This is a genomic window from Polaribacter aquimarinus (genome assembly GCF_003129485.1).
Lineage (GTDB): Bacteria > Bacteroidota > Bacteroidia > Flavobacteriales > Flavobacteriaceae > Polaribacter > Polaribacter aquimarinus.
On record NZ_QFFG01000004.1, the window covers coordinates 96,815 to 123,636 of the forward strand.

At 28.7% G+C, this 26,822-nt stretch carries 27 protein-coding genes; 13 read left to right on the top strand and 14 right to left on the bottom strand.

From position 1 onward, the window contains the following. The first annotated feature begins 144 nt into the window (after window positions 1-144). Together DIS07_RS10270 and DIS07_RS10275 are read left to right on the top strand one after the other, a co-directional pair. Entirely contained in the window at window positions 145-750 is a 606-nt protein-coding gene (locus DIS07_RS10270) for a hypothetical protein (RefSeq protein ID WP_109405164.1), read from the top strand. Continuing rightward, a complete protein-coding gene (locus DIS07_RS10275; RefSeq protein WP_109405165.1) occupies window positions 751-1,059 on the top strand; it encodes a hypothetical protein in 309 nt (102 codons plus the stop codon). 151 nt (window positions 1,060-1,210) lie between these two features. Here DIS07_RS10275 and DIS07_RS10280 read toward each other — a convergent pair whose 3' ends face one another. Further along, window positions 1,211-1,663 (bottom strand): DUF1569 domain-containing protein, encoded by a 453-nt coding sequence (locus tag DIS07_RS10280; protein WP_109405166.1) that lies wholly within the window; start codon window positions 1,661-1,663, stop codon window positions 1,211-1,213. Window position 1,664: 1 nt separating this feature from the next. Further along, entirely contained in the window at window positions 1,665-2,666 is a 1,002-nt protein-coding gene (gene holA, locus DIS07_RS10285) for a DNA polymerase III subunit delta (RefSeq protein WP_109405167.1), read from the bottom strand. Between the two features lie 17 nt (window positions 2,667-2,683). Here holA and DIS07_RS10290 point away from each other — a divergent pair, with 17 nt between their 5' ends. Together DIS07_RS10290 and DIS07_RS10295 are read left to right on the top strand one after the other, a co-directional pair. After that, on the top strand, window positions 2,684-3,127 hold the full coding sequence (locus tag DIS07_RS10290; protein ID WP_109405168.1) for a type I restriction enzyme HsdR N-terminal domain-containing protein: 444 nt from the start codon (window positions 2,684-2,686) through the stop codon (window positions 3,125-3,127). Between the two features lie 55 nt (window positions 3,128-3,182). Then, window positions 3,183-4,181 carry a glycosyltransferase family 2 protein gene (locus DIS07_RS10295; protein WP_109405169.1) on the top strand — a complete coding sequence of 333 codons (999 nt, stop codon included), beginning with the start codon at window positions 3,183-3,185 and terminating at the stop codon, window positions 4,179-4,181. Here the strand turns inward: DIS07_RS10295 and DIS07_RS10300 are convergent. The 9 genes from DIS07_RS10300 to nusB all read right to left on the bottom strand — a co-directional run bounded on the left by DIS07_RS10300 (window position 4,165) and on the right by nusB (window position 11,136). Then, the gene (locus tag DIS07_RS10300; RefSeq protein ID WP_109405170.1) at window positions 4,165-4,647 is read right to left on the bottom strand and encodes an SRPBCC family protein; all 483 of its coding nucleotides are present in this window, start codon (window positions 4,645-4,647) and stop codon (window positions 4,165-4,167) included. The genes DIS07_RS10295 and DIS07_RS10300 overlap by 17 nt on opposite strands. Then, complete coding sequence (locus DIS07_RS10305; RefSeq protein WP_109405171.1) at window positions 4,647-5,267, bottom strand: L-threonylcarbamoyladenylate synthase; 621 nt, start codon at window positions 5,265-5,267, stop codon at window positions 4,647-4,649. Before DIS07_RS10305 ends, DIS07_RS10300 begins: the two co-directional genes overlap by 1 nt. Window positions 5,268-5,336: 69 nt before the next feature. After that, a complete protein-coding gene (locus tag DIS07_RS10310; protein WP_109405172.1) occupies window positions 5,337-6,038 on the bottom strand; it encodes a response regulator transcription factor in 702 nt (233 codons plus the stop codon). 13 nt (window positions 6,039-6,051) lie between these two features. Then, window positions 6,052-7,620 carry a sensor histidine kinase gene (locus DIS07_RS10315; protein ID WP_109405173.1) on the bottom strand — a complete coding sequence of 523 codons (1,569 nt, stop codon included), beginning with the start codon at window positions 7,618-7,620 and terminating at the stop codon, window positions 6,052-6,054. 110 nt (window positions 7,621-7,730) lie between these two features. Next, a complete protein-coding gene (gene coaE / locus DIS07_RS10320) occupies window positions 7,731-8,321 on the bottom strand; it encodes a dephospho-CoA kinase (RefSeq protein WP_109405174.1) in 591 nt (196 codons plus the stop codon). A gap of 1 nt (window position 8,322) precedes the next feature. Beyond that, window positions 8,323-9,258: a YbbR-like domain-containing protein gene (locus tag DIS07_RS10325; protein ID WP_109405175.1), complete on the bottom strand. Its 936-nt coding sequence runs from the start codon at window positions 9,256-9,258 to the stop codon at window positions 8,323-8,325. 102 nt (window positions 9,259-9,360) lie between these two features. After that, the gene (gene yajC, locus DIS07_RS10330; protein ID WP_109405176.1) at window positions 9,361-9,681 is read right to left on the bottom strand and encodes a preprotein translocase subunit YajC; all 321 of its coding nucleotides are present in this window, start codon (window positions 9,679-9,681) and stop codon (window positions 9,361-9,363) included. Beyond that, window positions 9,681-10,145: a DUF1573 domain-containing protein gene (locus tag DIS07_RS10335; RefSeq protein ID WP_109405177.1), complete on the bottom strand. Its 465-nt coding sequence runs from the start codon at window positions 10,143-10,145 to the stop codon at window positions 9,681-9,683. The genes yajC and DIS07_RS10335 overlap by 1 nt, the downstream gene beginning before the upstream one ends. A gap of 52 nt (window positions 10,146-10,197) precedes the next feature. Next, on the bottom strand, window positions 10,198-11,136 hold the full coding sequence (nusB, locus tag DIS07_RS10340) for a transcription antitermination factor NusB (RefSeq protein WP_109405178.1): 939 nt from the start codon (window positions 11,134-11,136) through the stop codon (window positions 10,198-10,200). A gap of 147 nt (window positions 11,137-11,283) precedes the next feature. Between nusB and DIS07_RS10345 the strand changes: the two genes are divergently transcribed. Beyond that, complete coding sequence (locus DIS07_RS10345) at window positions 11,284-13,038, top strand: ABC transporter ATP-binding protein (RefSeq protein WP_109405342.1); 1,755 nt, start codon at window positions 11,284-11,286, stop codon at window positions 13,036-13,038. 81 nt (window positions 13,039-13,119) lie between these two features. Then, window positions 13,120-13,482, top strand: coding sequence for a PUR family DNA/RNA-binding protein (locus DIS07_RS10350; protein WP_109405179.1), 363 nt, complete (start codon window positions 13,120-13,122; stop codon window positions 13,480-13,482). A gap of 121 nt (window positions 13,483-13,603) precedes the next feature. Here the strand turns inward: DIS07_RS10350 and DIS07_RS10355 are convergent, their stop codons facing one another. After that, window positions 13,604-14,647, bottom strand: a complete 1,044-nt coding sequence (locus tag DIS07_RS10355; RefSeq protein ID WP_235869124.1) for an isochorismate synthase — start codon at window positions 14,645-14,647, stop codon at window positions 13,604-13,606. A 13-nt stretch (window positions 14,648-14,660) separates the two neighbouring features. Further along, window positions 14,661-15,077 carry a PaaI family thioesterase gene (locus DIS07_RS10360; protein ID WP_109405180.1) on the bottom strand — a complete coding sequence of 139 codons (417 nt, stop codon included), beginning with the start codon at window positions 15,075-15,077 and terminating at the stop codon, window positions 14,661-14,663. 71 nt (window positions 15,078-15,148) lie between these two features. Here DIS07_RS10360 and DIS07_RS10365 point away from each other — a divergent pair, with 71 nt between their 5' ends. The 7 genes from DIS07_RS10365 to DIS07_RS10390 all read left to right on the top strand — a co-directional run bounded on the left by DIS07_RS10365 (window position 15,149) and on the right by DIS07_RS10390 (window position 25,470). After that, window positions 15,149-15,646 carry an IS1096 element passenger TnpR family protein gene (locus DIS07_RS10365; protein WP_109405181.1) on the top strand — a complete coding sequence of 166 codons (498 nt, stop codon included), beginning with the start codon at window positions 15,149-15,151 and terminating at the stop codon, window positions 15,644-15,646. Between the two features lie 2 nt (window positions 15,647-15,648). Then, on the top strand, window positions 15,649-15,780 hold the full coding sequence (locus DIS07_RS15210; RefSeq protein ID WP_262503136.1) for a hypothetical protein: 132 nt from the start codon (window positions 15,649-15,651) through the stop codon (window positions 15,778-15,780). A gap of 133 nt (window positions 15,781-15,913) precedes the next feature. Continuing rightward, window positions 15,914-16,813: an ABC transporter ATP-binding protein gene (locus tag DIS07_RS10370; RefSeq protein ID WP_109405182.1), complete on the top strand. Its 900-nt coding sequence runs from the start codon at window positions 15,914-15,916 to the stop codon at window positions 16,811-16,813. A 59-nt stretch (window positions 16,814-16,872) separates the two neighbouring features. Further along, window positions 16,873-17,718, top strand: coding sequence for an ABC transporter permease (locus DIS07_RS10375; RefSeq protein ID WP_109405183.1), 846 nt, complete (start codon window positions 16,873-16,875; stop codon window positions 17,716-17,718). Between the two features lie 45 nt (window positions 17,719-17,763). Continuing rightward, window positions 17,764-19,752, top strand: a complete 1,989-nt coding sequence (gene uvrB / locus DIS07_RS10380; RefSeq protein WP_109405184.1) for an excinuclease ABC subunit UvrB — start codon at window positions 17,764-17,766, stop codon at window positions 19,750-19,752. After that, complete coding sequence (locus DIS07_RS10385; protein ID WP_109405185.1) at window positions 19,749-22,676, top strand: hypothetical protein; 2,928 nt, start codon at window positions 19,749-19,751, stop codon at window positions 22,674-22,676. Before uvrB ends, DIS07_RS10385 begins: the two co-directional genes overlap by 4 nt. Continuing rightward, window positions 22,633-25,470, top strand: coding sequence for a hypothetical protein (locus tag DIS07_RS10390; RefSeq protein WP_181374586.1), 2,838 nt, complete (start codon window positions 22,633-22,635; stop codon window positions 25,468-25,470). The genes DIS07_RS10385 and DIS07_RS10390 overlap by 44 nt, the downstream gene beginning before the upstream one ends. A 143-nt stretch (window positions 25,471-25,613) precedes the next feature. On the opposite strand, the gene sucC is transcribed toward DIS07_RS10390, so the two are convergent. Then, window positions 25,614-26,807 (bottom strand): ADP-forming succinate--CoA ligase subunit beta, encoded by a 1,194-nt coding sequence (gene sucC, locus DIS07_RS10395; RefSeq protein WP_109405187.1) that lies wholly within the window; start codon window positions 26,805-26,807, stop codon window positions 25,614-25,616. Window positions 26,808-26,822: the final 15 nt, after the last annotated feature.

Here is a 26,822-nt window from a genome sequence, read left to right on the forward strand (position 1 = left end):
ACCACACTTTATAGTGTGGTTTTTAATTTTTAGGTGTTTTTACCTATTGATTTTTTAGCTTAAAAAAACTAAATTCGCTAACTTTGGATATAACGAATTAAAACTCGAAATATCCAAAACTAGTTAGCTGTCATTATCTCAACTGTGAATTTAGATTATTATCAAAGACCATTTTACTTAATCTCTAAACCTGTTGTTTCAGAGATAATTAAACAACCTCATAGCAAACGAAAATCGTTTTGGAGTTTAGTGCCTGAAAAAAAATATAATTATTTAGAGGCAAAACAGCTAATTGAATCATACTATTCGTCAATTTTGAGAGAAGTTAAGAAAATTGTTTCGACTAAATCAAAAATGTATTGGCTTCATTTATCTAGAAGAATTCTTACAAGTACTTCTGGTAAAGATAAATCACCTATAACTATTGGAGTTACACGAAAAATTATTGACGGAGCAATTGAAAAATTTGGAAAAAATACTGGTGGTATTAATGCTTTAAGTGAAACACCTGACCCTAACTGGAACGACCAACAAATTTGGGATAATATTAATGAACCTTGGTTAAGAGATGCTGCCAACAGAAATGATGTCATAAGAGTTGTTTCTGACCCAAATAATCCTATCAATCTTATTAATGATAAAGGACAAATTTCATTTTTTGCAAGAGAACATAATCTCTTAACAACACCTGTTTCACAAGGAGGTTTAGGGTATACTTACAATCCATTAACATACACATATACAAAATAAATGAATAATAATTTAAAAATAAAATACGTTGACCAAAGATGGGATGGTGTTGAAGGTTGGTTGGGTAATAACAATTTATTTTGGATAAGATTGGATTTCTTTTTGGAATACTTTATATCTGGCAATTTAGAATTATCTAAAAGATACAAGAATAAAGAATTGAGTTTAGAAAAGTATTGCGAAATGCTATTTAAAAAATTTAATGAAAAAACATTTTACAATAAGAAATTTGAATATACTAAATATACTGAATGGTTAAATATGAAAAATCCAAAAATAAATGAAGTAATTGAATTGTTCAACAAATAATACAAACCACAACCACGTATATAAAAAATAGCAGAAAAGAGCTAAACCTTAAAGTTTAGTTCTTTTCTGCTATTTTAGTTTTTAAACTGAAAGTATTAGCTTTTTTAGTCTGCTACTTTTCATATACCCGACCGTTAGCGAAAAATAAAAATTACACGCCAAACTGCGTTAAATGATGGTCTAAATGCTTATAGAAAGAATTATTCCATTCTTGAGAGGTTAATTTCCCAAATGAATGTGATTCCTTTCCATCAAAATATGATTCTCCTAATTCTTGAGTTTGATTGATAAAATTAATTAATCGTTGTTTTTCAGTTGCAAAAACCCTTTCATCAGAAATTAAAAATTGTGGTGCGGTTCTTCCGTTTTTTGCATATGTTTTTTCTGAAACTACAATTTTCTTCACAAACAATTTTAGTATAAATTTTGTAAAAGCATTTGGTTTTGGGTGCTTATCTGTATAGACCATTTCGTAAGTTACAGCACAGTGCGCTAACATTTGTGCAACAGACATTTTACCCCACTTGGGTTGACTTTCTGAAGTAAGATTATTAATTCTCGCGATCACCTCATTAGTAACTTCTTTTGTAAAAATGTTTTTCATTTTAATGTAAAATTTTAAATAGTAACTCTTTTAAAATATCTTTATTTGACTGATTTGCTCCTACTCCTTTACTCTTTACATCAGCATCTCTTAAAAAAGCAATATTTTGTGCAACTTTTCGCATAGGGTAATTTCTTGCAGCCAAAAAATACTCATCAACAAAATACGGACTTACACCTAACGATTTTGCTACAGAACTTTTAGACTTGTCTTGCAAACCATGGAACATAAGCAGTTGGGTAAAAAATCCATTCAATAAAGAAATGGTCATTACCAAAGGATTATTTCTAGGATTCTCAGAAAAATAGTTGATAATTCTATTGGCTTTTATAATGTTTTGCTCTCCAACAGCTTTTCTTAATTCAAAATTATTATAATCTTTAGAAATCCCTATGTTTTCTTCGATATGGTGATCATTAATGATAGTTTCTTTCGGAAGAATTAGCATTAACTTGCTCAATTCATTCGCTATTTTACTCAAATCAGTTCCCAAAAATTCAACCAACATTTGAGCCGCTTTGGGCTCAATTTGATACTTTTGTCCACTTAAAACTCTACGAATCCAATCTGCAACTTGATTTTCATATAGCTTTTTGCTTTCGAAAATTAATCCAGATTTTACTATTGCTTTATGTAATTTTTTACGTTTATCAAGTTTTTTATACTTATAATTAAGCACCAAAACTGTTGTAAGTTGTGGGTTTTCTGCATAAGAAACCAACTTTTCTATAGTTCTACTTAAATCTTGAGCTTCTTTAACAATTAAAACTTGTCTTTCTGCCATCATTGGATAACGCTTTGCAGCACTTATAATATCTTCTATACTTGCATCTCTACCATACATTACTTGTTGATTGAAACCTTTCTCAGCTTCATCTAAGATGTTTTCTTCAATAAAATCTGAAATCTTATCGATATAATAAGGCTCATCACCCATTAAAAAATAGATAGGTTTTATATTGCCATTCTTAATATCAGAAACTATAGTTCTTATTTCGTTCATTTTCTTACTTTTGATTGATGCAAAAACTCAATCTACCCACTTATGATTTTAGACTCAAAAGTAGCGAAAATAAGACGCTTATTTTTGATAATTTGAGAAAAAAATATTTGGTTTTAACTCCAGAAGAATGGGTAAGACAACATTTTGTACTTTTTTTAATTAATGAAAAAAAATATCCCAATTCGCTAATCGCAATTGAAAAGCAACTCGTTATCAACAATCAAAAAAAAAGAACGGATATTTTAGTTTTTAACAAAAAAGGAAAACACGATATTATTGTAGAATGTAAAGCTCCTTCAATAAAAATTACACAAGATACTTTTGATCAAATTGCGCGTTATAATTTAAAACTAAAAGCCAATTATTTGATTGTTACAAATGGGTTGTCTCATTTTTATTGTAAAATGGATTTTGAAAACCAAACTTATGTTTTCTTAAAAGAAATTCCAGATTACAAGTAACTTTATTAAGAAAACTTTAGGTAAAAATTCAGTATTAAAATGTAAATTCGCAACCTTGAAAATAGCGATTGTCATATTAAATTGGAATGGTCAAAAACTCATAGAACAGTTTTTGCCTTCTGTTATAAATTTTAGCTCAAAAGAGGCTGATATTTATTTGGCTGACAATGCTTCAACAGATTCTTCTATACAACACGTAAGAGAGTTTTTCCCTTCTGTAAGAATTATAGAAAATGCTGTAAACGGAGGCTATGCCAAGGGGTATAATGATGCTTTACAAGCTGTAGATGCAGATATTTATTGTTTATTAAATTCTGACGTTGAAGCTACCGAAAACTGGCTACAACCTATTATTAAAGAGTTTAAGAGTGATGAAAATACAGCTATTATTCAGCCAAAATTATTAGATTATAAAAACAAAACCAAATTTGAATATGCAGGGGCAGGTGGTGGTTTTGTAGATTTATTCGGTTATCCTTATTGCAGAGGACGTGTTTTTAATCACCTAGAAACCGACAAAGGTCAGTATGATGATAACACCAACATTTTTTGGGCTTCAGGAGCTTGTTTATTTATTCGCTCTAAAGTTTACCATGAAATTGGTGGTTTAGATGAGGACTATTTTGCACACCAAGAAGAAATTGATTTATGTTGGAGAACCCATAACATTGGTTATAATGTAAAATACGTTGGTAAATCTGTGGTTTATCACGTCGGGGGAGCTACTTTACAAGAAACTAACCCACATAAAACCTATTTAAATTTTAGAAATAGTTTATTAAATGTTGTTAAAAATGTTCCAAAAAAATGGTTTCTATTTGTTGTTTTCTCACGTTTGATTTTAGACGGAGTTGCAGGTGTTAAATTTATTTTAGAACTAAGACCAATACATACTTGGGCAATTATAAAAGCACATCTAAGTTTCTATAAAAACTGCTTTAAATTCTTAGGAAAACGCAGAAAATTATCAAAAAAGCAAGACTACAATTTACATACTAGTATTGTTTGGCAATATTTTTTACTAGGAAGAAAAAAATTTAATGAGTTGAAGTAATTTGTTTCCACTTATTTGATTCTGCATATTCTTTTATCACTTTATTTCTTTCTAACAAAAAGTTTTTCATATACCTTTCTAAAAATAAAAAATCAGCAATTTTCCCTAAAAATCCTAAAGGAGATTGATATTGAAATATATCTTTAATAATGACTTTATTGTCTTTTAAGTCGAGATAATGTTCGTGTCGAAAGCTTTTGAATGCTCCTTTTTGCATTTCATCAGCAAAAAAAATGGGTCGTTTAAAATCGGTTATTTTAGAAGTTAATTTCTGGGTAATACCTAAATGTTTTGCTTTCCATGTTACAGTTTCACCCAAAGATATTAATCCTGCTGTTTTTCCGGCAATAGCTTTTTCTTTAGATTTTTTGGTAGAAACTTTATGCAGATCAATACTTCTTATCAAATCAAAAACAACATTAATTCTATTAGTATTTACTATCGTTTCTAATTTAATTACTGGCATTACAAAACATCTAAACTTCCTTTACCTTCTCTTACAACTTCTGGATAATCCATAGTTAAATCAACAATTGTAGAGGCTGTATTATCACCATAACCCCCATCTATAACAACATCAACTAAGTTTCCCCACTTTTCATAAATCAATTCAGGGTCTGTTGTATATTCTAAAATTTCATCTTCATCTCTAATAGAGGTAGATACAATCGGGTTACCTAAATTTTCTACTAAAGTTCTGATGATATTATTATCAGGAATACGAATTCCGACTGTTTTTTTCTTTTTAAAAACTTTTGGTAGGTTATTACTTCCTGGTAAAATAAAAGTATATGGTCCAGGCAAAGCTCTTTTTAAAATTTTAAACGTTGCAGTGTCTATTTGTTTTACATAGTCTGACAAATGACTTAAATTTTCGCAAATAAAAGAGAATTTGGCTTTATCTAATTTTATACCTTTTATAGAGGCTATGCGCTCTAAGGCTTTGTTATTGGTAATATCACACCCCAAACCATAAACGGTATCTGTTGGATAAATTACTAATCCACCATTCTTTAAAATCTTAACAACTTTATCTATTGCTTTTTGATTTGGGTTTTCATTGTATATTTTAATGAATTCAGCCATAGTATAAATATACAAAAACTCAACCTAATTTTTAATAAGTTGAGTTTTTCTAAGGGAAGTTTTTTGTTTTTAAGATTTATCTACCAACCTAAAACCTTCTCCATGAATGTTTAAAATTTCTACATTTTCATCTTCTTTTAAATATTTACGAAGTTTGGCAATATAAACATCCATACTTCTCGAAGTAAAGTAATTGTCATCTCTCCAAATTTTTGTTAATGCCAACTCACGAGGCATTAAATCGTTTTTATGAATAGCTAACATGCGCAATAATTTACTTTCTTTTGGTGATAATTTTGATGGTTCACCATCTTTACCAACAGATAAATGACGAAGTTTAGAGTTAAAGAAGAAATTACCAATTGTAAATTCAAATTGTTCTGATTCTGCAGATTTATCAGTGTCTTTACGTTGCAAAATAGCTTTAATTTTATGCAATAAGACTTCAGAATCGAAGGGTTTGTTTAAGTAATCATCTGCACCTACAGAATACCCTCTTAAAACATCTTCTTTTAAAGTTTTTGCTGTTAAAAATATAATTGGCACTTCTTTATTTGTACTTCTTATATCTTGTGCTAAAGAAAAACCATCCTTACGAGGCATCATAACATCAAGAATACATAAATCATAATCACTATTTTTAAACATAATTAGACCTTCTATTCCGTCTTTTGCATGCGTAACGTTATAATCGTTTAATGCTAAATAATCTTTTAAAACTGTTCCAAAATTTGGATCGTCTTCAACTAATAAAATCTTTTTGCTTCCCATCTTGTTATACTTTTTAAATTATTGGTAATTTTACTGTAAATATGCTTCCTTTTCCTTTTTCACTTTCTACAAATACTGTCCCATGATGTTTATCAACAATTTCTTTTACGTATGCTAAACCTAAACCATGCCCTTTAACATCATGAATATTTCCTTTTTGTTCTCTATAAAATTTATCGAAAATTTGTTTTTGAACTGCTTTACTCATCCCAATCCCTTCATCTTTAATTTTAAAGAGAAAATTTTTATTGGTACTCTCAGTATAAACATCAATTCTAGGAGCACCGTTAGAATATTTTAAAGCATTCTCTAACATATTAACAACAACATTAGTAAGGTGAAATTGATTGCCTAAAATTTCTGAAGTAATCGCCTCAAAATGTGTATTAATTGTTCCTTTCCTATCATTTATCAATAAACTAACATGCGTAATTGCATCATCAATTATGTCGTGCATATCTAATGCTTCCTTACTAATTTCTATTTGATTTTTTTCTAATCTAGAGATTCTTAAAACATTTTCTACTTGAGAATGCATTCTTTTATTCTCATCCCGAATCATTTGGACATATCGCAGTACTTTATCATTATCATCAATGATTTTTGGGTTCTTAATAGAATCTAAAGCCAAATTTATTGTTGCAATTGGTGTTTTAAATTCGTGTGTCATATTATTAATGAAATCTGTTTTGATTTCTGATATTTTTTTCTGCCGAATTAATTGATATAATGAACTAGAAAAAGCTATAATAATAATGAATATAAAAAATAGAGATAATAACAATATACTTGAAATACCTGACAAAATATGTTCGTTTTTTGTTGGAAATGTTACATATAACCAGTAATCAACTTTTCCGTCTGGGTCATAAAATAAAGGGTATGGATAACTGTCTTTTTTATCTATAGTGTAATATCCAGATTTTAATTTTGTTGCTAATCCATCTTTGCTATACACTCCATATTTAAATCCTAGCGATATATTTCTTTTTTCTAGTTCTTTTTTAATAAGGACATTCAACTCCCTGTTACTAATTCTTTGGTAAATTGGTTTTTTACTATTTACATCTCTATAAAACTCAGAAAATTGACTTCGTTCCAAATCGGACAATCGTTTTGTATAAGAAAACCTTTTGTTATCTGATGCTGAGAAAATATTATCAACCCCTTTGATATGCATAGTCTGAAAAAAGTCTTTTTTTCCAGTTATACGTTTGTAAATGAGAGTATCATTATCAAGAAAATCTGTTGGAATTTTAAAATTCTCTTCTAAAATAGTAGCACCAAAAGTAAATCTTTGGTTGTTAACCGTATCTATTTGCTGAAATAAGTAATTCTTAATTCCTGCATTATCTGCTAAACCTTTATTTTCTATGATGTCATTAATGTTTTTTTCAAATTGAGCTTCTTCCTTTTCATTAATCTTCTCAGAAACACTACCTAAAGATTTTTGAACATCATTTTGAAACTGCTCTTTCTTACTTTCTACGGCATTGTTTATCCAATATAATTGTACAGCAATAATTCCAATTAAGGAAACACTCATTAATACAACAATAAGCACAAACATTTTTTTGCCCATGAAACAAAGTTAAGGCTTTTAAAAAAAGTCTTTTGCTGTTTTTGAAATAAAACAAGTGTTTTAGTTAAAATTTAAGAGTTATTTAACAAAAAAAGTAAATTTATAAAAAATTAAACCGCCTTTTTTGTTAAAATATTATGAATTCTTTTAACTTGATTTTTAGTTTTAGAGATGTCGTAATTAGTTATTAAATAATTAGATTGAAGTACTTTTTTATCTTCCAACCACTGACTTTTAATTCTACTTTTAGCTTCTTCTCTTGTAAATTTGTCTCGAAGTAATACTCTTTTAATTCTTGTGTTTACATCAACAAAAACAGAAATAATAAAATCACAAATCAAGTTACTTTTACTTTCAAACAGTATAGCGTTTTCATAAATAATGTATTTTTTATCTTGGTTATTTATTATGAAATTTTGAAAATGTTTTTTTACTTCAGGGTGTACAATAGTATTGAGAATTTGTAATTTATCTTTATCCCGAAAAACTAAATTGCTTATAAAACTTCTATTTAATTGATTATTTATATAACTTTCTTTTCCAAATGCCTTAGTAATTTTACTTTTAATGGTACTTGAGGTGTTCATTAAGTTTTTTGCTTCTACATCAGCAAAATAAACGGCTACATTATCAAACTCAAGAAATAAATTTGCAACTGTTGTTTTTCCACTTCCTATTCCACCCGTTAAACCTATAATCATTTTATTTCTGGATTAAAAAATCTACTTTATTAGGAATTACTTTAACACTTTTAAGAGAATTAGGCTTTATTACAATTTTAGGAATTAAATAATTGAGATTGTTCTTTTCTGAAATTTTATAATCGCATTCTATTCTAAACGATTCTTTATCTATTCTATTAAATTTAGATAAAGCAACAACATAAACTACTTGAACAGTTTTGACTAAAGTAGTCAACTTAACATTTTCAGGTAAATTAACGATTTCTACAGGAATTTGAAAACTCCCTTCTGTAAATTTTTCTACTTTACCATAGATAGTTACAAACCCAGTATTAGTCTTTAAGTTGCTTAATTGTTTTTTATCAATAGTCACTTTTTCAGAAAAATCAGCTTTCACATCTTGCAGTTTAAGAAGATCTAATTTTAAAGAATTAATATAATCAACTTTGCCTTTTGGTCCAGAAATTAATATACTATCTGGTTCTATTTCTATTGCTTTTGATAAATCGTATCCAATATGATAATTAATTTCTAAATTAGGAATTACAGGTACCTTCTTAGAAATCAAACTACCTAAGTTTAGGTAAATAGTATCTTGTAATACTTCTACTAACTGCATGCCAGAATGCAATTGTTTCTGAATACTATTTTTTTGATTTTTACTTAAAAAGTAATATTTATCTAAAGATTTTCTATTTAAATACCCGGCATTTAAAACCAATTTATTTTTATTAAACCTTGATCTTAAAATATTAAAACCAGTAGATTTTACTACAGCGTCTATTGTTTTAATAGGTTCTTTTTGAAGTAGTTTATTTTGAGGAATATTTTTATATGACACAAAAAAAGTTAATTGAGTAGTATATTCTTTGGATAAAGTTATAACAAACCAAATAAGAATAGATACAATTAAAAACCCCAAAAAGCTCTTCGATATTTTTTTTGTCTTACTCAAAATTTAAATATTTTTACCGCAATCTACATAAAAGCTACTAAACAAAAAAGTGAGCAGTATCTAAATAGACATTGCTCACTTTGTACACTTTTAATCTATTTTTTACTTTTTAGCAGGAGTCAAATATTTTTTGCTCAACTCCATAGAAATAGCAGAACGTTCAAATTTAATTTTTCCTGCTCCAGTTTCAACTGTAATGGTATTATCGGTGTTATTTATTTCAACAATTTTTCCATGAATACCGCTAGAAGTTACAACTTTTGTTCCTTTCTTAATTTCTGCTTGAAAAGCTTTTTCTTTCTTTTGACGATTCATTTGAGGTCTAATCATAAAGAAATAAAAGACAACTATTATTGCTAAAAATGGTAACATACTCATTAAGCTACCAGCAGACTCTTGTAAAGCTATTATTGTAAAATTCATTATTTTTTTGCTTTTGGTGTTACAGAACCTTGAATAGTTAACACTTCTCTACCAGATTCTGTATTGGTAGTTAGTGTAATTGATTTTCTTTGTCTATTTGGTTTTCCAGAAGTATTAAACTTAACCTTAACATCTCCGGTTTCTCCGGGTTTTATAGGTGCCTTTGGCCAAACCGGAATAGTACAACCACAAGTAGATTGGGCATTTGTAATTACAAGATCTGTTTTTCCTGAATTGGTTATCTTAAAAGTTTTCTCTACAATTTCACCTTCTTTAACAGTTCCAAAATCATACATTTTTGTATCAAAGGAAATACTTGCAGTTCCTTTTTTAATATCTGCATCTCGAGTTACTGCTTTATCTAAATTTTCTTTATTTATTTTCTTTGCTGCATTACTTCCGTTACAAGCAAGAAAAAAAACATTTATCATTACTAAAGCAAATACTGTAATTAATTTTCTCATGATGTTAAAAATTTTTTGTAAAAATAATAAATTAAAAATCTATAACAAGGTTTTATAACAAACCTCTTCCAATTTTAACGATTCTTTTGTTTTTAATAAATTCTTTAGAAATTTTATCTAATACCCCATTTATAAAATAACTGCTCTTTTCTGTAGAATAATCTTTAGAAACTTCAATATACTCATTAATTGTAACTCTCGTTGGTATAGAAGGAAAATTTAAAAACTCTGTAAGTGCCATTTTGATTAAAATCATATCTATATCGGCAATTCGATCAGTTTCCCAATTAGGGGTCTTCTCTTCGATATCTTTTTCGTACTCTTTGTGTTTTAAAATTGTTTTTTTGAATAAAGAGGAAACAAAATCTTCATCATCTTTATCTTTATATAAACTAGACAAAATAAAAGCCTGATTTGGTTTGCATTTACTTAAAGATTTTACCACCCATGTATTAACAAAAGGAATATCATCTACCCAAGAAATCATCTTGTCTTCATAATATTCTGCTAATTTTTCATTTGGAGCAATAATTTCTTTGAAAAAATCGATTACAAAGGCTTTATCAACTTTAAAAGAATTTTCTATTGTATCTAAATATTTTTTGTACAAATTACTTTTTTGTAATTCTTCAAAAATTATCTTAACATACTCATCGTCTAACTCCCAATTATTTAACTTATTAACTTCTAAATAACTTTCAAAGCTTACACTTTCAGCAATTGAATTGATAATTTTATTATCTAAAAATTTAGTATTTGGAGATAAATCTTCTTTGGTAGCAAGAATTTTCTTTTTAGAAAGTGCTATTTTTTTTGATGCTAACTTTTGTACTTCTACCAGTAATAATAGATTTAGAACGTACAAATCGTACATTTTTAAAATACTATGTTTTAGAAACTTTTCTTCTCTAATAATATCATCATTATGAGATTGCAACATAGCATACACAGATTGCATTACTTTAACTCGAATATGTCTTCTGTTAATCATTTTCTAAAGAACTTGAATAAATTTCGATGCAAAAGTAAGGTTATTTTGTTTTTATTCTAAAACCTTTTTTAATTCTTTTTTAAGAAAAACTATTGTAGTTTATCTTGTATCTTCGTGATTTATTTTTTAGTTGATAAATATTCTCTTTTGAAAGAACTACAATACATCAATAAATATTTTTCGAAATACAAATGGCGAATTCTAATTGGTTTAATTATCACAATTTTATCTAAGTTCTTAGCTTTAAAAGTTCCGCAAGTTATTGGAGATTCTTTAAATATTGTTGAGGATTATCAAAAAGGAATCATTACTAATTTAAGTGAAGTCAAACATCAACTCTTCATAAACATATTAATAATTATTGGAGTTGCTTTACTTGCTGGATTTTTTACTTTTTTGATGAGACAGACCATCATTGTTACTTCCAGATTGATAGAATTTGATTTAAAAAATGAGATATACCAGCAATACCAAAGATTATCCCTAAATTTTTATAAGAAAAACAGAACAGGTGATTTAATGAACCGAATTTCTGAAGACGTTTCTAAAGTAAGAATGTATGTTGGTCCAGCAATTATGTACAGTATGAATATGATTGTGCTTTTTGCTGTAGGTTTTACACAAATGATTAGTATCGATGTTAAGCTAACCATGTACACCCTAATTCCTTTTCCTTTATTATCAATTTCTATTTTTGTATTAAGTAAAGTAATTCATAAAAGAAGTACTGTAGTACAGCAATATTTATCGAAATTAACTACTTATAATCAAGAGTTTTTTTCAGGAATTAGTGTGGTGAAATCTTATGGCATCGAAAAAATAATTATTAAAGACTTTGATAAGATTGCTGATGAAAGTAAAGAAAAAAATATTTACCTCCATAAAGCAAATGCTCTATTTTTTCCTTTAATGATTTTATTAATTGGAATCAGTAATTTATTAGTAATTTATATTGGTGGACAACAATATATTAATAATGAAATTCAAATAGGTACCATCATTGAATTTATGCTTTATGTAAACATTTTAACTTGGCCAGTTGCAGTGGTAGGTTGGGTAACATCAATGATACAACAAGCAGAGGCTTCTCAATTAAGAATAAATGAATTTTTAAAACAAGTTCCCGAAATTCAAAACTCTGCTTCTTCCTCTACTACATTAAAAGGAAATGTAGAATTTAAAAACGTATCATTTACTTATGATGACACTAATATTACTGCATTAAAAAATGTAAGTTTTTCGGTTAAACAAGGAGAAACCTTAGCTATTTTAGGAAATACTGGATCGGGTAAATCGACAATTATTGAACTTATTTCTAGATTATATGACACCAAAGAAGGTGCTGTTTTATTAGATCATCAATCTATAAAAGAAATTAATTTATATGATATTAGAAATCAAATTGGTTTTGTACCTCAAGATCCTTTTTTATTTTCTGAAAGTATAGAGGACAACATAAAATTTGGTAAAGAAGACGCCACTGAAGAAGAAATTATTACAGCTGCAAAAAATGCTGATGTACACAAAAATATTATCGATTTCCCAAAAGGATATAAAACTATATTAGGTGAAAGAGGAGTTACACTTTCTGGTGGACAAAAACAACGTGTCTCTATTGCTAGAGCAATTATTAAAAAGCCTAAAATTTTAATTTTTGATGACTGTCTATCTGCTGTGGATACAGAAACAGAAGAGAAAATTTTATCTAATTTAGAACGTATTTCTAAAAATATTACCACTTTTATTATTAGCCATAGGGTTTCATCAGCTAAAAATGCAGATAAAATTATAGTTTTAGATGAAGGCAAAATTATACAACAAGGAACTCATAATCAATTAATAACAGAAGATGGTTATTACAAAGATTTATACCAACAGCAACTTTTAGAAAAAGAAATGTAGTCTTTAACATTGCCAAATAAAATATTTTGTTAGATTTGTTCAGTATAACAAACATTTTATAATTACTATTTTAAGAAAATTATGGCAGAGAGAGTTGAACAGGAAGAAATTTTTTCACAAGTATTAAGAGCTGGAAGAAGAACTTATTTTTTTGATGTTAGAGCTACAAAAGCAGACGATTATTATTTAACCGTTACAGAAAGCAAAAAATTTACGCACGATGATGGTTCTTTCCATTATCAAAAACACAAAATTTATTTATATAAAGAAGACTTTACTGATTTTAAAGAAATGTTAGCAAAGGCTACAGATTTTATTTTAGAAGCCAAAGGTAGCGAAGTAATTAGTGAGCGTCATCAAAAAGATTTTAAGAAAGAAGAAATTGCAAATGAAGCACCAAAATCGGCTCAGAGTTTTACCGATGTTTCTTTTGATGATATATAAAATATAAAGACTTTTTATTGTGCTACAGCAAAGTGGTTTTCTATTTTGTGAGTACAATATTAATTTCAATTCAAATTAATTTACTTTAAAAACCGTAAGTCTATATTTACGGTTTTTTTATTTATAAAATTCTTTTCATCGTTTTACTTTTGGAAACAGTTTCCTCCCACTCTTTTTTTGGTGTACTTTCTTGAGTAATTCCACCTCCAACATAAATAGTAGCTTTTTTATCAGCAATACTCATACACCTTAAATTAACATAAAGCTCTGATATTGTATCACTTATTTCTCCTAAAAATCCAGTATAATAAGTTCTTTTATAATTTTCATTTAAGTTGATAAAACTTTTTGCCGTGTCTCTAGGTAAACCACAAACTGCTGGTGTTGGGTGCAAACCTCTTATCAATTTATGCAAACTTGAATTCTTATTAAGAACTCCTTCTACTTTTGTTCTCAAATGCAATAACTCGCCGGCCTTAATAGTTTCTGTTTTATTAATTTGAAGATTTGAGGCTATCGGTATTAACTGATTTTCTATAAAATCGGTAACCAACTGCTGTTCCTCTAACTCTTTATTTTTCCAAACTACTTTAGCATTTTTAACATAAAGTTGAGTTCCTGCTAAAGACATGGTTTTAAATTTTTGATTAGAGAGTTGTAAAAGCGTTTCTGGGGTTGCACCAAACCATAACCCAACTTTTGGATGAAACCAAACATATACGAATGCATTTTGATACATTTGTAAAAGTTTTTTAAAAGTTGTTAAGACATCAAAATTCGCTATTTGAACTTCTTCTTTTCGAGAAATCACAACTTTTTTTAATTCATTTTTATTGATAATATCTAACGCATTTTCTATCAGATGAAGATGATTTTGTTTGTCAGAACTTTTAATATTTATAAAATCATTATTTTCAATAAATTCATCAACTAAAACTAGTTTTTCAGTAGTAAAATCTGCATTTTTCTTTGGAAATAAAATTACTTTTTCATCACTATTGAAAGGAGCAAAAACAAAGCCGTTTTCTGTAAATCTAGAAGTAAAATACAAATTGTCATTCTTCATAAAAAATGCAGAAACCAAGTCTGATTTGGGCTTTCTATAAGCTACAAAAGGTATATTGCCCTTATAATTCTCTTCAATATTATTAAAAATAATGCTCAATGTGAAGTTTAAATTATTTTTTATTTAAAACAATATTAGTCATTTTAGCAACAGAAATCAAATGATCATTTTCATCAACAATTTTTACTTCCCATAAATGCGTGGTTCTTCCTTTATGAATGTTTCTTGCTGTTGCAAAAACGAAACCTTCTTCTTTGCTTTTAATATGGTTTATAGACAATTGAATTCCGTTAACAAATTGAGTTTTGCCATCAATAAAAAAATTTGAAGCAGCACTACCTACACTTTCTGCCAATGCTGCAGTAGCACCTCCATGTAATTGACCATAAGGTTGATGAACACTAGAGTTTACTGGCATTTTAGCAGTTAAAAAGTCATCACCAACAGCAACATATTCAATATCAAGCGTTTCCATTAACGTATTTTTAGAACGATTGTTAAACGCTTTTAAAATGGTAGTTGTATCCATATCATTAAAATTGTAATGTAAAAGTACATATAAAAAATTGTATTTTTGTTGCAGAAAAGTTAAAGCATTTTATGTACAAAATACGCGTAATTTTAGACACCAAAGAAGATGTTATTAGAACCATTTTGGTAGATGACAAACTAAACTTAGAAGATTTGCACTTAATTATTGCAAAATCTTTTGGTTTTGAGGGGCAAGAAATGGCTTCTTTTTATAGAACTGATGATGAATGGAACCAAGGTGAAGAAATTCCATTATTTAATATGGCTGAAGCTGGAGAAGGAATTTCTATGCAAACTTGCATTTTAAAGGATACTTTACCTGAAGAGAATGATAAACTCATTTATGTATATGATTTTCTAAATATGTGGACTTTCTATGTGGATGTTGTTGAGATTACTGATGATAAAAGAGGTGATTTACCACAAACAATTTTGTCTGTTGGTGAAATTCCTGAAGAAGCTCCAGAAAAAGAGTTTGTCGCTGATAAATTAGATGAATTTGGTGATGATGGTGATATTGATGATGAATTTGGTCATTTTGATGATTTCGATTTTAATGAGTATTAATAATGAGTACCAAAAAGAAAGGCGTTCTAACTTCTGATAGCGAGTGGTGTAAACACTTCCGTAAATTCGGAAAACGTTTTTTTTGGAAAGCAGAAAGAAAAGCAGGCAAGAATGAAATTAAAAAAGAATTGTAATTTTATCCAAAATCTACATAACACTCAACCCCATCTTTCCAACTTTCAACTTCATTCTTCATTCTTCCAAATTTTTCAGTAACAAAATTGTAAATTAGTCGTCTTATTCACATAATCGACTAAAACAATTTCTTTGGAAACTATCTTATCACTTAAAAATCTCGATAAAAAATACGGGCAAGTTCACGCAGTAAACAACCTTTCATTTGACATACAAAAAGGAAATGTTTATGGAATTTTAGGCCCAAATGGAAGTGGAAAATCAACTACTTTAGGTATTATTCTTAACGTTGTAAACAGAACTTCTGGAGATTTTTCTTGGTTTAACGGAAACCTATCTACACACGAAGCTTTAAAGAAAGTTGGCGCTATTATAGAGCGACCAAACTTCTACCCATATATGACAGCAACTCAAAATTTAGCATTGATTTGTAAAATTAAAGGAATTTCTACAGAAAAAATAGACGAGAAACTAACTACCGTAAACCTTTTTGAAAGAAGAAATAGCAAGTTTAAAACATTCTCTTTAGGAATGAAACAACGTTTAGCAATTGCATCTGCATTACTAAACGATCCTGAAATTCTAATTTTAGATGAACCTACTAATGGTTTAGATCCACAAGGTATACACGAAATACGCCAGATTATTAAAAAAATTGCTGCAAATGGCACAACTATTTTACTAGCTTCTCACCTTTTAGACGAAGTAGAAAAAGTATGTTCTCATGTTGTTGTAATTAGAAAAGGAGTAAAATTATATAGTGGTCGAGTTGATGAAATGACCGCTTCTAATGGTTTATTTGAACTAAAAGTAGCTGCTGATGAAGAAAAACTTTTATCAATTTTAGAAACACATCCAGAAATTGGTAAAGTTACCAAAGAACATGAAACCATTATTGCTACTCTAAATAGTAATATTACATCAACAGAAATTAATGAATATTTGTTTAAAAAGGGAGTTGTTTTATCGCATTTGGTAAAACGTAAACCTAGTTTAGAACAACAATTCTTAGATTTAACTAACAACAACTAACAAAAAAGAAAATCAGTTCGAGCCCAATCTAGAACCCATTCTTAAAAAATACACATACTATGTTAAGACTTCTAACCATAGAATTTCATAAATTAAAATACAACAAAGCCAGCAAGGTACTCTCAATTATTTATTTTGGATTATTAACTTCTATTGCATTAATTGCTGCCATTAAATTTGATATTGGTCCCGTAAAATTCCATTTAGCTGACGCAGGTATTTTTAATTTTCCATATATCTGGCATTTTAACACCTATATGGCAGCTATTTTAAAATTCTTTTTACTACTAGTTATCGTTTCTATGATGGCAAACGAATACAGCTATAAAACATTAAAACAAAATCTAATAGATGGTTTAAGCAAGAAAGAATTTATACTTTCAAAATTTTATACTGTATTGGCTTTTTCACTGATCTCTACTTTATTTGTATTTATAGTTTCATTAGTCTTAGGACTTATTTATTCTGATTATAATGAATTCGCAATAATCGTTTCTGATTTAGAATATTTATTAGCTTTTTTTATAAAACTGGTGGGATTCTTTTCTATGGGACTCTTTTTTGGAATTTTAGTAAAACGTTCTGCGTTTGCTGTTGGAGCAATTGTAGTTTGGTTAATTGCAGAAAGTATGTTTAAAGGATATTTATTTTGGACTTTAAAATCTGCTAAAAACACCTCTGAAAAAGTTGATGCAATTATGCAGTTTTTCCCTTTAGAAGCTATGGCTAACTTAATCAAAGAACCATTTTCTAGATTAGGTGCCGTAAAATCTGTAGCCAATCAAATTGGAGAAACTTTTACAAAAAGCTATTCTGTAGAGTTTACAAACATTCTTATTGTGTCTGTTTGGACATTCATCTTTATTTATTTGTCTTACGCACTGTTAAAAAAGAGAGATTTATAAGATTTATACATTGAACTTTTCGATGAGTATCCGTATTTTTACAATATGGAATTTAAGTTAGTCTCAGAATTTTCTCCAACTGGAGATCAACCAGAAGCAATTAAAGAACTATCTCAAAGCATTACTTCTGGAGAAAGGTTTCAGACTTTATTGGGAGTTACGGGTTCTGGAAAAACATTTACAGTTGCTAATGTGATTCAAAAAGTTGAAAAACCAACTTTAGTTTTAGCGCATAATAAAACTTTGGCCGCTCAGTTATATTCTGAATTTAAACAGTTTTTTCCTGAAAATGCTATTGAATATTTTGTTTCGTATTACGATTATTATCAACCTGAAGCTTACATTCCGGTAACAGGAACATATATTGAAAAAGATTTATCTATTAACGATGATATTGAGCGACTACGTTTAAGTACAACTTCTTCCCTACTTTCTGGTAGAAGAGATGTTTTAGTTGTTGCTTCTGTTTCTTGTTTATACGGTATTGGAAATCCGCAAGAATTTAAGAAAAATGTAATTCCAATTCACGTTGATCAACAAATTTCAAGAACCAAGTTTTTACATCAATTAGTTACTAGCCTATATGCTAGAACAGAACAAGAGATAAAAAGCGGCACATTTAAAGTAAAAGGAGATGTAGTTACCATTTATCCTTCTTATGGAGACAATGGATACAGAATTCATTTTTTTGGTGATGAAATAGAAGAAATAGAAGCTTTTGATTTAGAAAGTCAAACTGTTTTAGAACGTTTTGAAACCCTAAATATTTATCCTGCAAACTTATTTGTGACTTCCCCAGATGTATTACAAAATGCCATTCATCAAATTCAAGAAGATATGATGAAACAAGTAGATTATTTTAAAGAAATCGGAAAGCATTTAGAAGCAAAACGTTTAAAAGAACGTACAGAATTCGATTTAGAAATGATTCGAGAATTGGGTTATTGTTCAGGAATTGAGAACTATTCTCGTTATTTAGATGGAAGAAATCCAGGTACAAGACCTTTCTGTTTGTTAGATTATTTTCCTGATGATTATTTAATGATAATTGATGAAAGTCACGTTACGGTTCCGCAAACCCACGCTATGTATGGTGGAGATAGAAGTAGAAAAGAAAATTTAGTGGAATATGGTTTCAGATTACCTGCAGCAATGGACAATCGTCCATTAAAGTTTGAAGAATTTGAAGAATTACAAAATCAAACTATTTTTGTTTCTGCAACTCCAGCTGATTACGAACTACAAAAAACAGAAGGCGTTTTTGTGGAGCAAGTCATTCGTCCTACAGGATTATTAGACCCACCAATAGAAATTAGACCAAGTTTAAATCAAATAGATGATTTAATTGAAGAGATTCAAATAAGAGTCGAAAAAGATGAACGAACTTTGGTAACTACTTTAACCAAAAGAATGGCAGAAGAATTGACTAAATATTTAACAAGAGTCGATATTCGATGTCGTTATATTCATTCTGATGTTGATACTTTAGAGCGTGTAGAAATTATGCAAGATTTGCGTAAAGGTTTGTTTGATGTTTTAATAGGAGTTAACTTATTACGTGAAGGTTTAGACTTGCCTGAAGTTTCTTTAGTAGCCATTTTAGATGCTGATAAAGAGGGTTTTTTACGTTCCCATCGTTCTTTAACACAAACTGTGGGTAGAGCAGCTAGAAATGTAAATGGTTTGGCAATTATGTATGCTGATAAAATTACCAACAGCATGCAAAAAACTATGGATGAAACCGATAGAAGGCGAGAAAAACAAATTGCATACAATACCGCAAACAACATCACTCCAACTCAAATTAATAAAAAAATAGACGACACTTTGTCTAAGTCTGCCATCTCTAGTTACCATTATGACAACGCCAAACAAGTTGCAGCAGAGCAAGACTTACAATACTTACCTAAAGAAGAAATCGAAAAACGTATCAGAGAAAAACGTAAACAAATGGAAGCTGCAGCGAAAGAATTAGACTTTATTGCAGCAGCAAAGTTTAGAGATGAAATTAGTTTGCTAAAAGAAAAATTATGAAAAAGCATATTTACTACTTAGCTACTCTTTTTATTTTTTGTTCTTTAAACAATTTTCTTACTGCTCAAGAAATATTTACTCAAAAGAAAACTTCTAAAATAGCTTACGCTGAAAAAATTTACTTACAATTAAATAGTACCGTTTTTACAAGTGACCAAACCATTTGGTTTAAAGCTGTTGTTACTGATGTTAATCAAAGACCAACGGTCTTAAGCAAAGTTCTATATGTAGATCTCATTAATTTTGACAAACGAATAGTAAGCTCTAAAATCCTAAAATTAGAAAACGGAATTACTGATGGTTTTTTTGATCTACAAGAAATTACTGCTTTAATTCCTGGAAAGTATATGATTCGCGCCTATACAAAGTGGAATTTGAATTTTAAAGAAAAATTTGTCAGTAAACAATATATCGATATTTTTAGACCTACAAAAATTAAAACTAGTGAAAAAGCAATCAGAAATATTGTTATTTCTGAAAATGACAACAAGCAATTAGAACTTTCTGCTAAAGTATTTCCTAAAGTTATTAATCCTAAATTTAAAGGTAAACTAAAAATTTACTTAACTATTGATGACAAAAAAGATTCGATAATTATAAGAAAGAATCCGAATAAAGAATATACTTTTAAGTATTTACTTCCCAAAAATAGTATTAAAGCTAAAATAGATGTACAATTAGATTCTATAAAAATCAAGAACTTCAATTATAAATCTTTTAACTCTTTTAGCAAAACCATAGCTATTGATAAAAACTTTATTGATGTTCAGTTTTTTCCTGAAGGAGGTAAACTCATCGATGGTCTAACAAGTATTATTGGCTTTAAAGCTTTAGATTACAAAAACGAAGGAATTCAAGTTAATGGAATTATAAGGGACAATAGCGGACTAATAGTTACAGAATTTAAAAGTAATCAATTAGGAATGGGTTTTTATCAATTAAAACCTAATAAAGACAAAACCTATTATGCAGAAGTTTCTGTAAACACCCTTAATTATAAGTTTGAATTGCCAATAATTCATAAAAAAGGATATGCTTTAGTGGCAAAAAGTTTTAAAGATCTTTTTAAGTTACAAATACAATCTAATTTCACTAAAACAGATAGTTTATTTATAAGAGTACAGTCAAGAGGAATTATCTATAACAGTTCTAAAGTAAAATGCAAAAACGGTAGAGTTAACATCGGTTTTAAGAAAAATTTATTCCCAGAAGGCATAGTAACTTTTACAGTGTTTAACAACGTAAATCAGCCTATTTGCGAACGATTGGTATTTAATTACAAAGAACATAGCAGTCGTTTAAAAATTAATACAAACACTAATAAAAAGAATTACACACAACGAGAAAAAGTCATTTTAAAGATTAACGTTAACGATTCGCTGCAAGCAAGTAAAAACACCTCTTTGCTAGTACTAAATAAAGAACAATTGGGTAACATGCAATTGAAACGAACTAATATTCTTTCTTATTTCTTATTGGAGTCTGAATTAAAAGGAAAAATTGAACAACCAAATTTTTATTTTGACAAAAATAACAAACATCGGTTTTATGCAATGGATGCTTTATTACTAACACAGGGCTGGAGAAACTATATATTTAAACCAACAGAAGAAAAAATTGAGTTTAAACAGCAACCTGAAAAAGGTTTACAAATTTCTGGTACTATTGAAGAATATACCAAAAGAAAGCGTAAAAAACCATTACAACTTACTTTAATGGCTAAGGGTAAAAAAGACATTCAAGCCAATGTTACAACTATGGATAGTCTAGGCAGATTTTCATTTGAATTAAATGATACTTATAATGATGATTTAGAATATCTCATACAAACAAAAAACCATAGAGGCAGAAAGAAAGCACTGACCATTAATATAGACAAATCAAAACCCTTAAAAGTAAATTTTAAAAAACAAGAAATACTCCAACTTGCCGAAAAGCACAATAGTTATGTTATAGAAAATAGGAAACGTTTTGTCAAAGAAAATCCGTTTAAGGTTGATGAAAATGGATTTGTTTTAGATGAAATAATCGTTAAAACAAGGTTGCTATCTCCGATACAAGAAAAAATGACCAAAGAACATGGTGAACCAGATGTTATTATTGAAGATAAAGAACTGGTGTCTAAAGAAGAAAAATGGATGTCAGGACTTTATAGTCTATTACTCTTTAAATTCCCAGATGATGTAAAAATCATAGATGTTCCCTACCCAGAAATTGAGAATAATAATACTTCTGAATTCGAATCCGGTAATAATGGAGAAAAAACCTCTTTAGTTCGAGGTACAGATCTTGGTTTTATTATAAAAGATGAAATAATTATCAATATTGTTGATTTTACGTTTCAGAAAAAACCCCCACTTGAAATTAATGCTGATAGCTTTAGCTATGCGCATATTGATGGCTCGTTATTTACTTTTGTTATCGTAGATGGAGAGCCTGTTCATATTAGAGATTATCATTTAATTAGTAATATACCAATAGAAGAACTTAAAAGTGTTGAAATTATTAAAAACCCTAAATACCAAACTAAATATTTGGATGACGTATTCAATATAACTCCTAATGTATTGCCAAACTTCTCTTTTATTAACATCTATACTCATACTGGAAGAGGTTTTTACGCGATAAGCAACACTAAAGGAATTTATAAAAATACATTACCAAGTTTTTCTGTAAAAAAAGAATTTTACGCTCCAAAACATGAGAACTTAACCAAAAGCGATTGGGATACTCCAGACTTACGCTCTACCGTTTTTTGGAAACCAAATATTGCTTTAGGTAAAAATAACACTGGTAAAGTAGAATTTTATACAGATGACAATATTGGAGAAATGTTGGTAATTATAGAAAGTATTTCTAACGATGGAAAACTTGGATATTATGAGACTACTTACAAAGTCAATAAAAGAAATACCAAAATCTAATCCAATGAAAAAAAAAGTATTTTATTATATATGCATTGCTTTCTTTTGTTGTTTAAATACTTCTTTGTTTGCTCAAGAAAAAAAGACTTTCATTAAAACTTCAAAAAATTCTTACTCAGAAAAAATTTACTTACAATTAAACAGTACCGTTTTTACAAGCGATCAAACCATTTGGTTTAAAACAATTATTACAGACCTAAACCAAAAACCAACTTCTTTAAGTAATGTGCTATATGTAGATTTAGTTGATTTTGATGAACGAATTGTTGCTTCTAAACTGTTAAAAATTGAAAACAGTATTGGAGATGGTTTTTTTGATTTGCAAGAAATTCGACCTTTAAGTGAAGGTAAATATATGGTTCGTGCCTATACAAAATGGAACACCAATTTTAAAGACAACCTAGTTAGCAAACTATATATTGATATCTTTAAAACTAGAAAAAAAAATTTAAACAAAGAGCCTATTAGAGAAGTTACTATTTCAGAAAAAGCAAATAGTCAATTAGAACTTTCAGCCAAAATATTCCCTAAAGTTATCAATCCAAAATTTAAAGGAAAACTAAAAATTTACTTATCTATCGATGGAAAAAGAGATTCTCTAATTATAAAAAAGAATAAAGAGAAAGAATATGCTTTTGATTATTTGCTTCCTAAAAATACGGTAAAAGCTAAAATAGATGTCCAATTAGATTCGGTAAGAATTAAAAACTTTGATTACAAATCTTTCAGTTCCTTCAGTAAATCTATAGCTATTGATAAAGATTATATAAATCTACAGTTTTTTCCTGAAGGTGGTAAACTAGTTGACGGTCTTACAAGTATTGTTGCTTTTAAGGCTTTGGATTATAAAAATGAAGGAATATCTGTTAAAGGAATTATTAAAGATGAAAATGGATTGAAAATCACCGAGTTCAAAAGTAACCAACTAGGTATGGGGCTTTATCAATTAAAAGCAGATAAAACTAAAAGGTATACTGCTGTTATTTCTAAAGATAATACTACTAATTACACATTTAAACTACCAAAAATTTATGAAAAAGGTTATGTGCTAAATGCCAAAATTAGTAAGGATTTTTTTAAGCTACAAATACGTTCTAATTTTTCTCAATCAGATAGTTTACTGGTAAAAGCACAAGCTAGAGGCATAACATATTTTAATAAAAAAATACAATGTAAAAAAGGAAAAGTAAAAATGGCTTTTAAAAAAAGCTTGTTTCCGGAGGGAATTATAACTTTTACAGTTTTTAATAAACTTAACCAACCTATTTGCGAACGTTTGGTTTTTAACTATAAAGAAGATAGTAATCGTTTAAAGATTACTACGAAACCGGTTAAAAAAGAATATTACCAAAGAGATAAAGTTGAATTTGATATTAAAATTAACCAAGGTATACAATCAAAAATAAACACTTCTCTTTTAGTTATCAATAAAGAACAATTGGGAAAAATGCAGTTAAATAGAAGCAACATTTTATCCTACTTTTTATTAGAATCTGAACTAAAAGGAAAAATTGAACAACCTCAATTCTATTTTGACACCAAAAACAAACATCGGGTTTATGCTATGGATGCTTTGTTGTTAACTCAGGGTTGGCGAAATTATATCTTTAAACCTACAAAAGATAAAATTGAGTTTAAATATCAACCTGAAAAAGGGTTGCAAATTTCTGGTTCTATTGAAGAATATAGCAAACGAAAGAGGAAACGCAAAAAACCATTAGAGCTTACTTTAATGGCTAAAGGTAAAAAAGACATTCAAGCAGGAGTTACAGCTATGGATAGTTTAGGCAGGTTTTCTTTTGACTTAAGTGATACTTATAATGATAATTTAGAATATGTAATACAAACTAAAAACCACAAAGGCAGGAAAAAAGAATTAACCCTAAATATTGACAAACATAAACCATTAACAGTCAACTTTAAAAAACAAGAAACACTTCAACTTGCTGAAAAATACAATAGTTATGTTAGAGAAAATAGAAAACGTTACGCAAAACTAAATCCCTTTAAGGTTGATGAAAATGGTTTTGTTTTAGATGAAATAATCGTTAAAACTAGATTACTATCACCCATTCAAAAAAATATGACAGAAGAACATGGTGAACCTGATGTTATTATTGAAGATAAAGAACTAAAAACTAAAATAAAAAAATGGTCTTATGGGTTATATAGTATTCTAATTTTTAATTATGCTAATGATGTTGTTGTAAAGAACAGAACATCCCCATTTGGTGAACATTATTTATATGCTCATGTTTATGAATCTGATTTAACTTTTGCTATTGTAGATGGTATTCCTGTACATATTAGAGATTATCCACTTTTAGATGCTATACCTCCAGAAGAAATTAAAAGTGTAGAAATTATAAAATGGCCTAAAAATAAACATAAATATTGTTTAGATATTTTTGACAGTTATTGCATGGGCGATTATGACATTGCTTTTTTAAACATTTACAGTTATACAGGCAAAGGTTTATTTGGCATTTCAAAAGCAAAAGGAATCTTTAAAAACACCTTACCCAGTTTTTCAGTAAAAAAAGAATTTTACGCTCCAAAACATAAGAACTTAACCAAAAGTGATTGGGATACTCCAGACTTACGCTCTACCGTTTTTTGGAAACCAAATGTTGCTTTAGATAAAAATAACACTGGTAAAGTAGAATTTTATACAGATGACAATATTGGAAAAATGTTGGTAATTATAGAAAGTATTTCAAAAAACGGGAAACTGGGGTATTACGAAACTACATTCAACGTACATAAAAAAGTTGATAAAAATGATATCAAATAAAATTCATTCTATTCTGTAAGCAAAAACATAAATTAATATTGTGCTCCAAAATTTATCACTAGTCTTAAATTTAAAATTTTAGAAAATAAAAAAGCCTTACTTCTTTATAGAAATAAGACTTTATTTAAATTATTATTTAGGTTTTATCCTAAAACTTCACTTACTTTATCAGCAGCTTCTTGAAATTCAGTAGCAGAAATAATTTCCATTCCAGAGTTGTCAATTAATTCTTTTGCTTCCACAGCATTTGTTCCTTGCAAACGACAAATAATAGGTACTGTAATTTTATCACCCATATTTTTATAAGCATCTACAACACCTTGTGCAACTCTATCACAACGAACAATACCTCCAAAAATGTTCACTAAAATTGCTTTTACATTAGGATCTTTTAAAATGATACCAAAAGCAGTTTCTACTCTTTGTGCATCAGCAGTACCACCAACATCTAAAAAGTTTGCAGGCTCACCTCCAGATTCTTTAATTAAATCCATAGTTCCCATTGCTAAACCTGCTCCATTTACCATACAACCAACGTTACCATCTAAATCTACATAGTTTAACCCTGCAGCTTTCGCTTCAACTTCAATGGGGTTTTCTTCTCTTAAATCACGCATAGCTGCATAATCTCTGTGTCTGTATAATGCATTTTCATCTAGCGAAACTTTAGCATCTACTGCCATAATTTTATCATCAGAAGTTTTTAAAACAGGATTAATCTCAAACATAGAAGAATCAGATTTAATATAAGCTGTATATAAAGCTGTTACAAATTTTGTCATTTCTTTGAAAGCAACTCCAGATAAACCTAAATTAAACGCAATTTTACGTGCTTGGAAAGGCATAATACCTAATAAAGGGTCTATTTCTTCAGTAAATATTAAATGCGGAGTTTCTTCTGCCACAGTTTCGATATCCATTCCACCTTCTGTAGAGTACATAATCATATTTTTACCTGTTGCTCTGTTTAATAAAACCGACATATAATATTCTTCTGGTTCAGAGTCTCCAGGATAATATACATCTTCTGCCACTAAAACTTGATGCACTTTTTTTCCTTCAGCAGAAGTTTGCGGTGTAATTAGCATCATTCCAATAATATCATTAGCAATGCTTTCTACCTCTTGTAAGTTTTTAGCTAACTTAACTCCTCCTCCTTTTCCACGTCCACCTGCATGAACTTGCGCTTTAATAACGTGCCAACCTGTACCTGTTTCTGCAGTTAATTGTTTAGCTGCATCTACAGCTTCTTTGTGGTTGCTTGCAACAATTCCGCGTTGAATTCTAACACCAAAACTGCTTAAAATTTCTTTTCCTTGATATTCGTGTAAGTTCATGTATATATCTTTTAA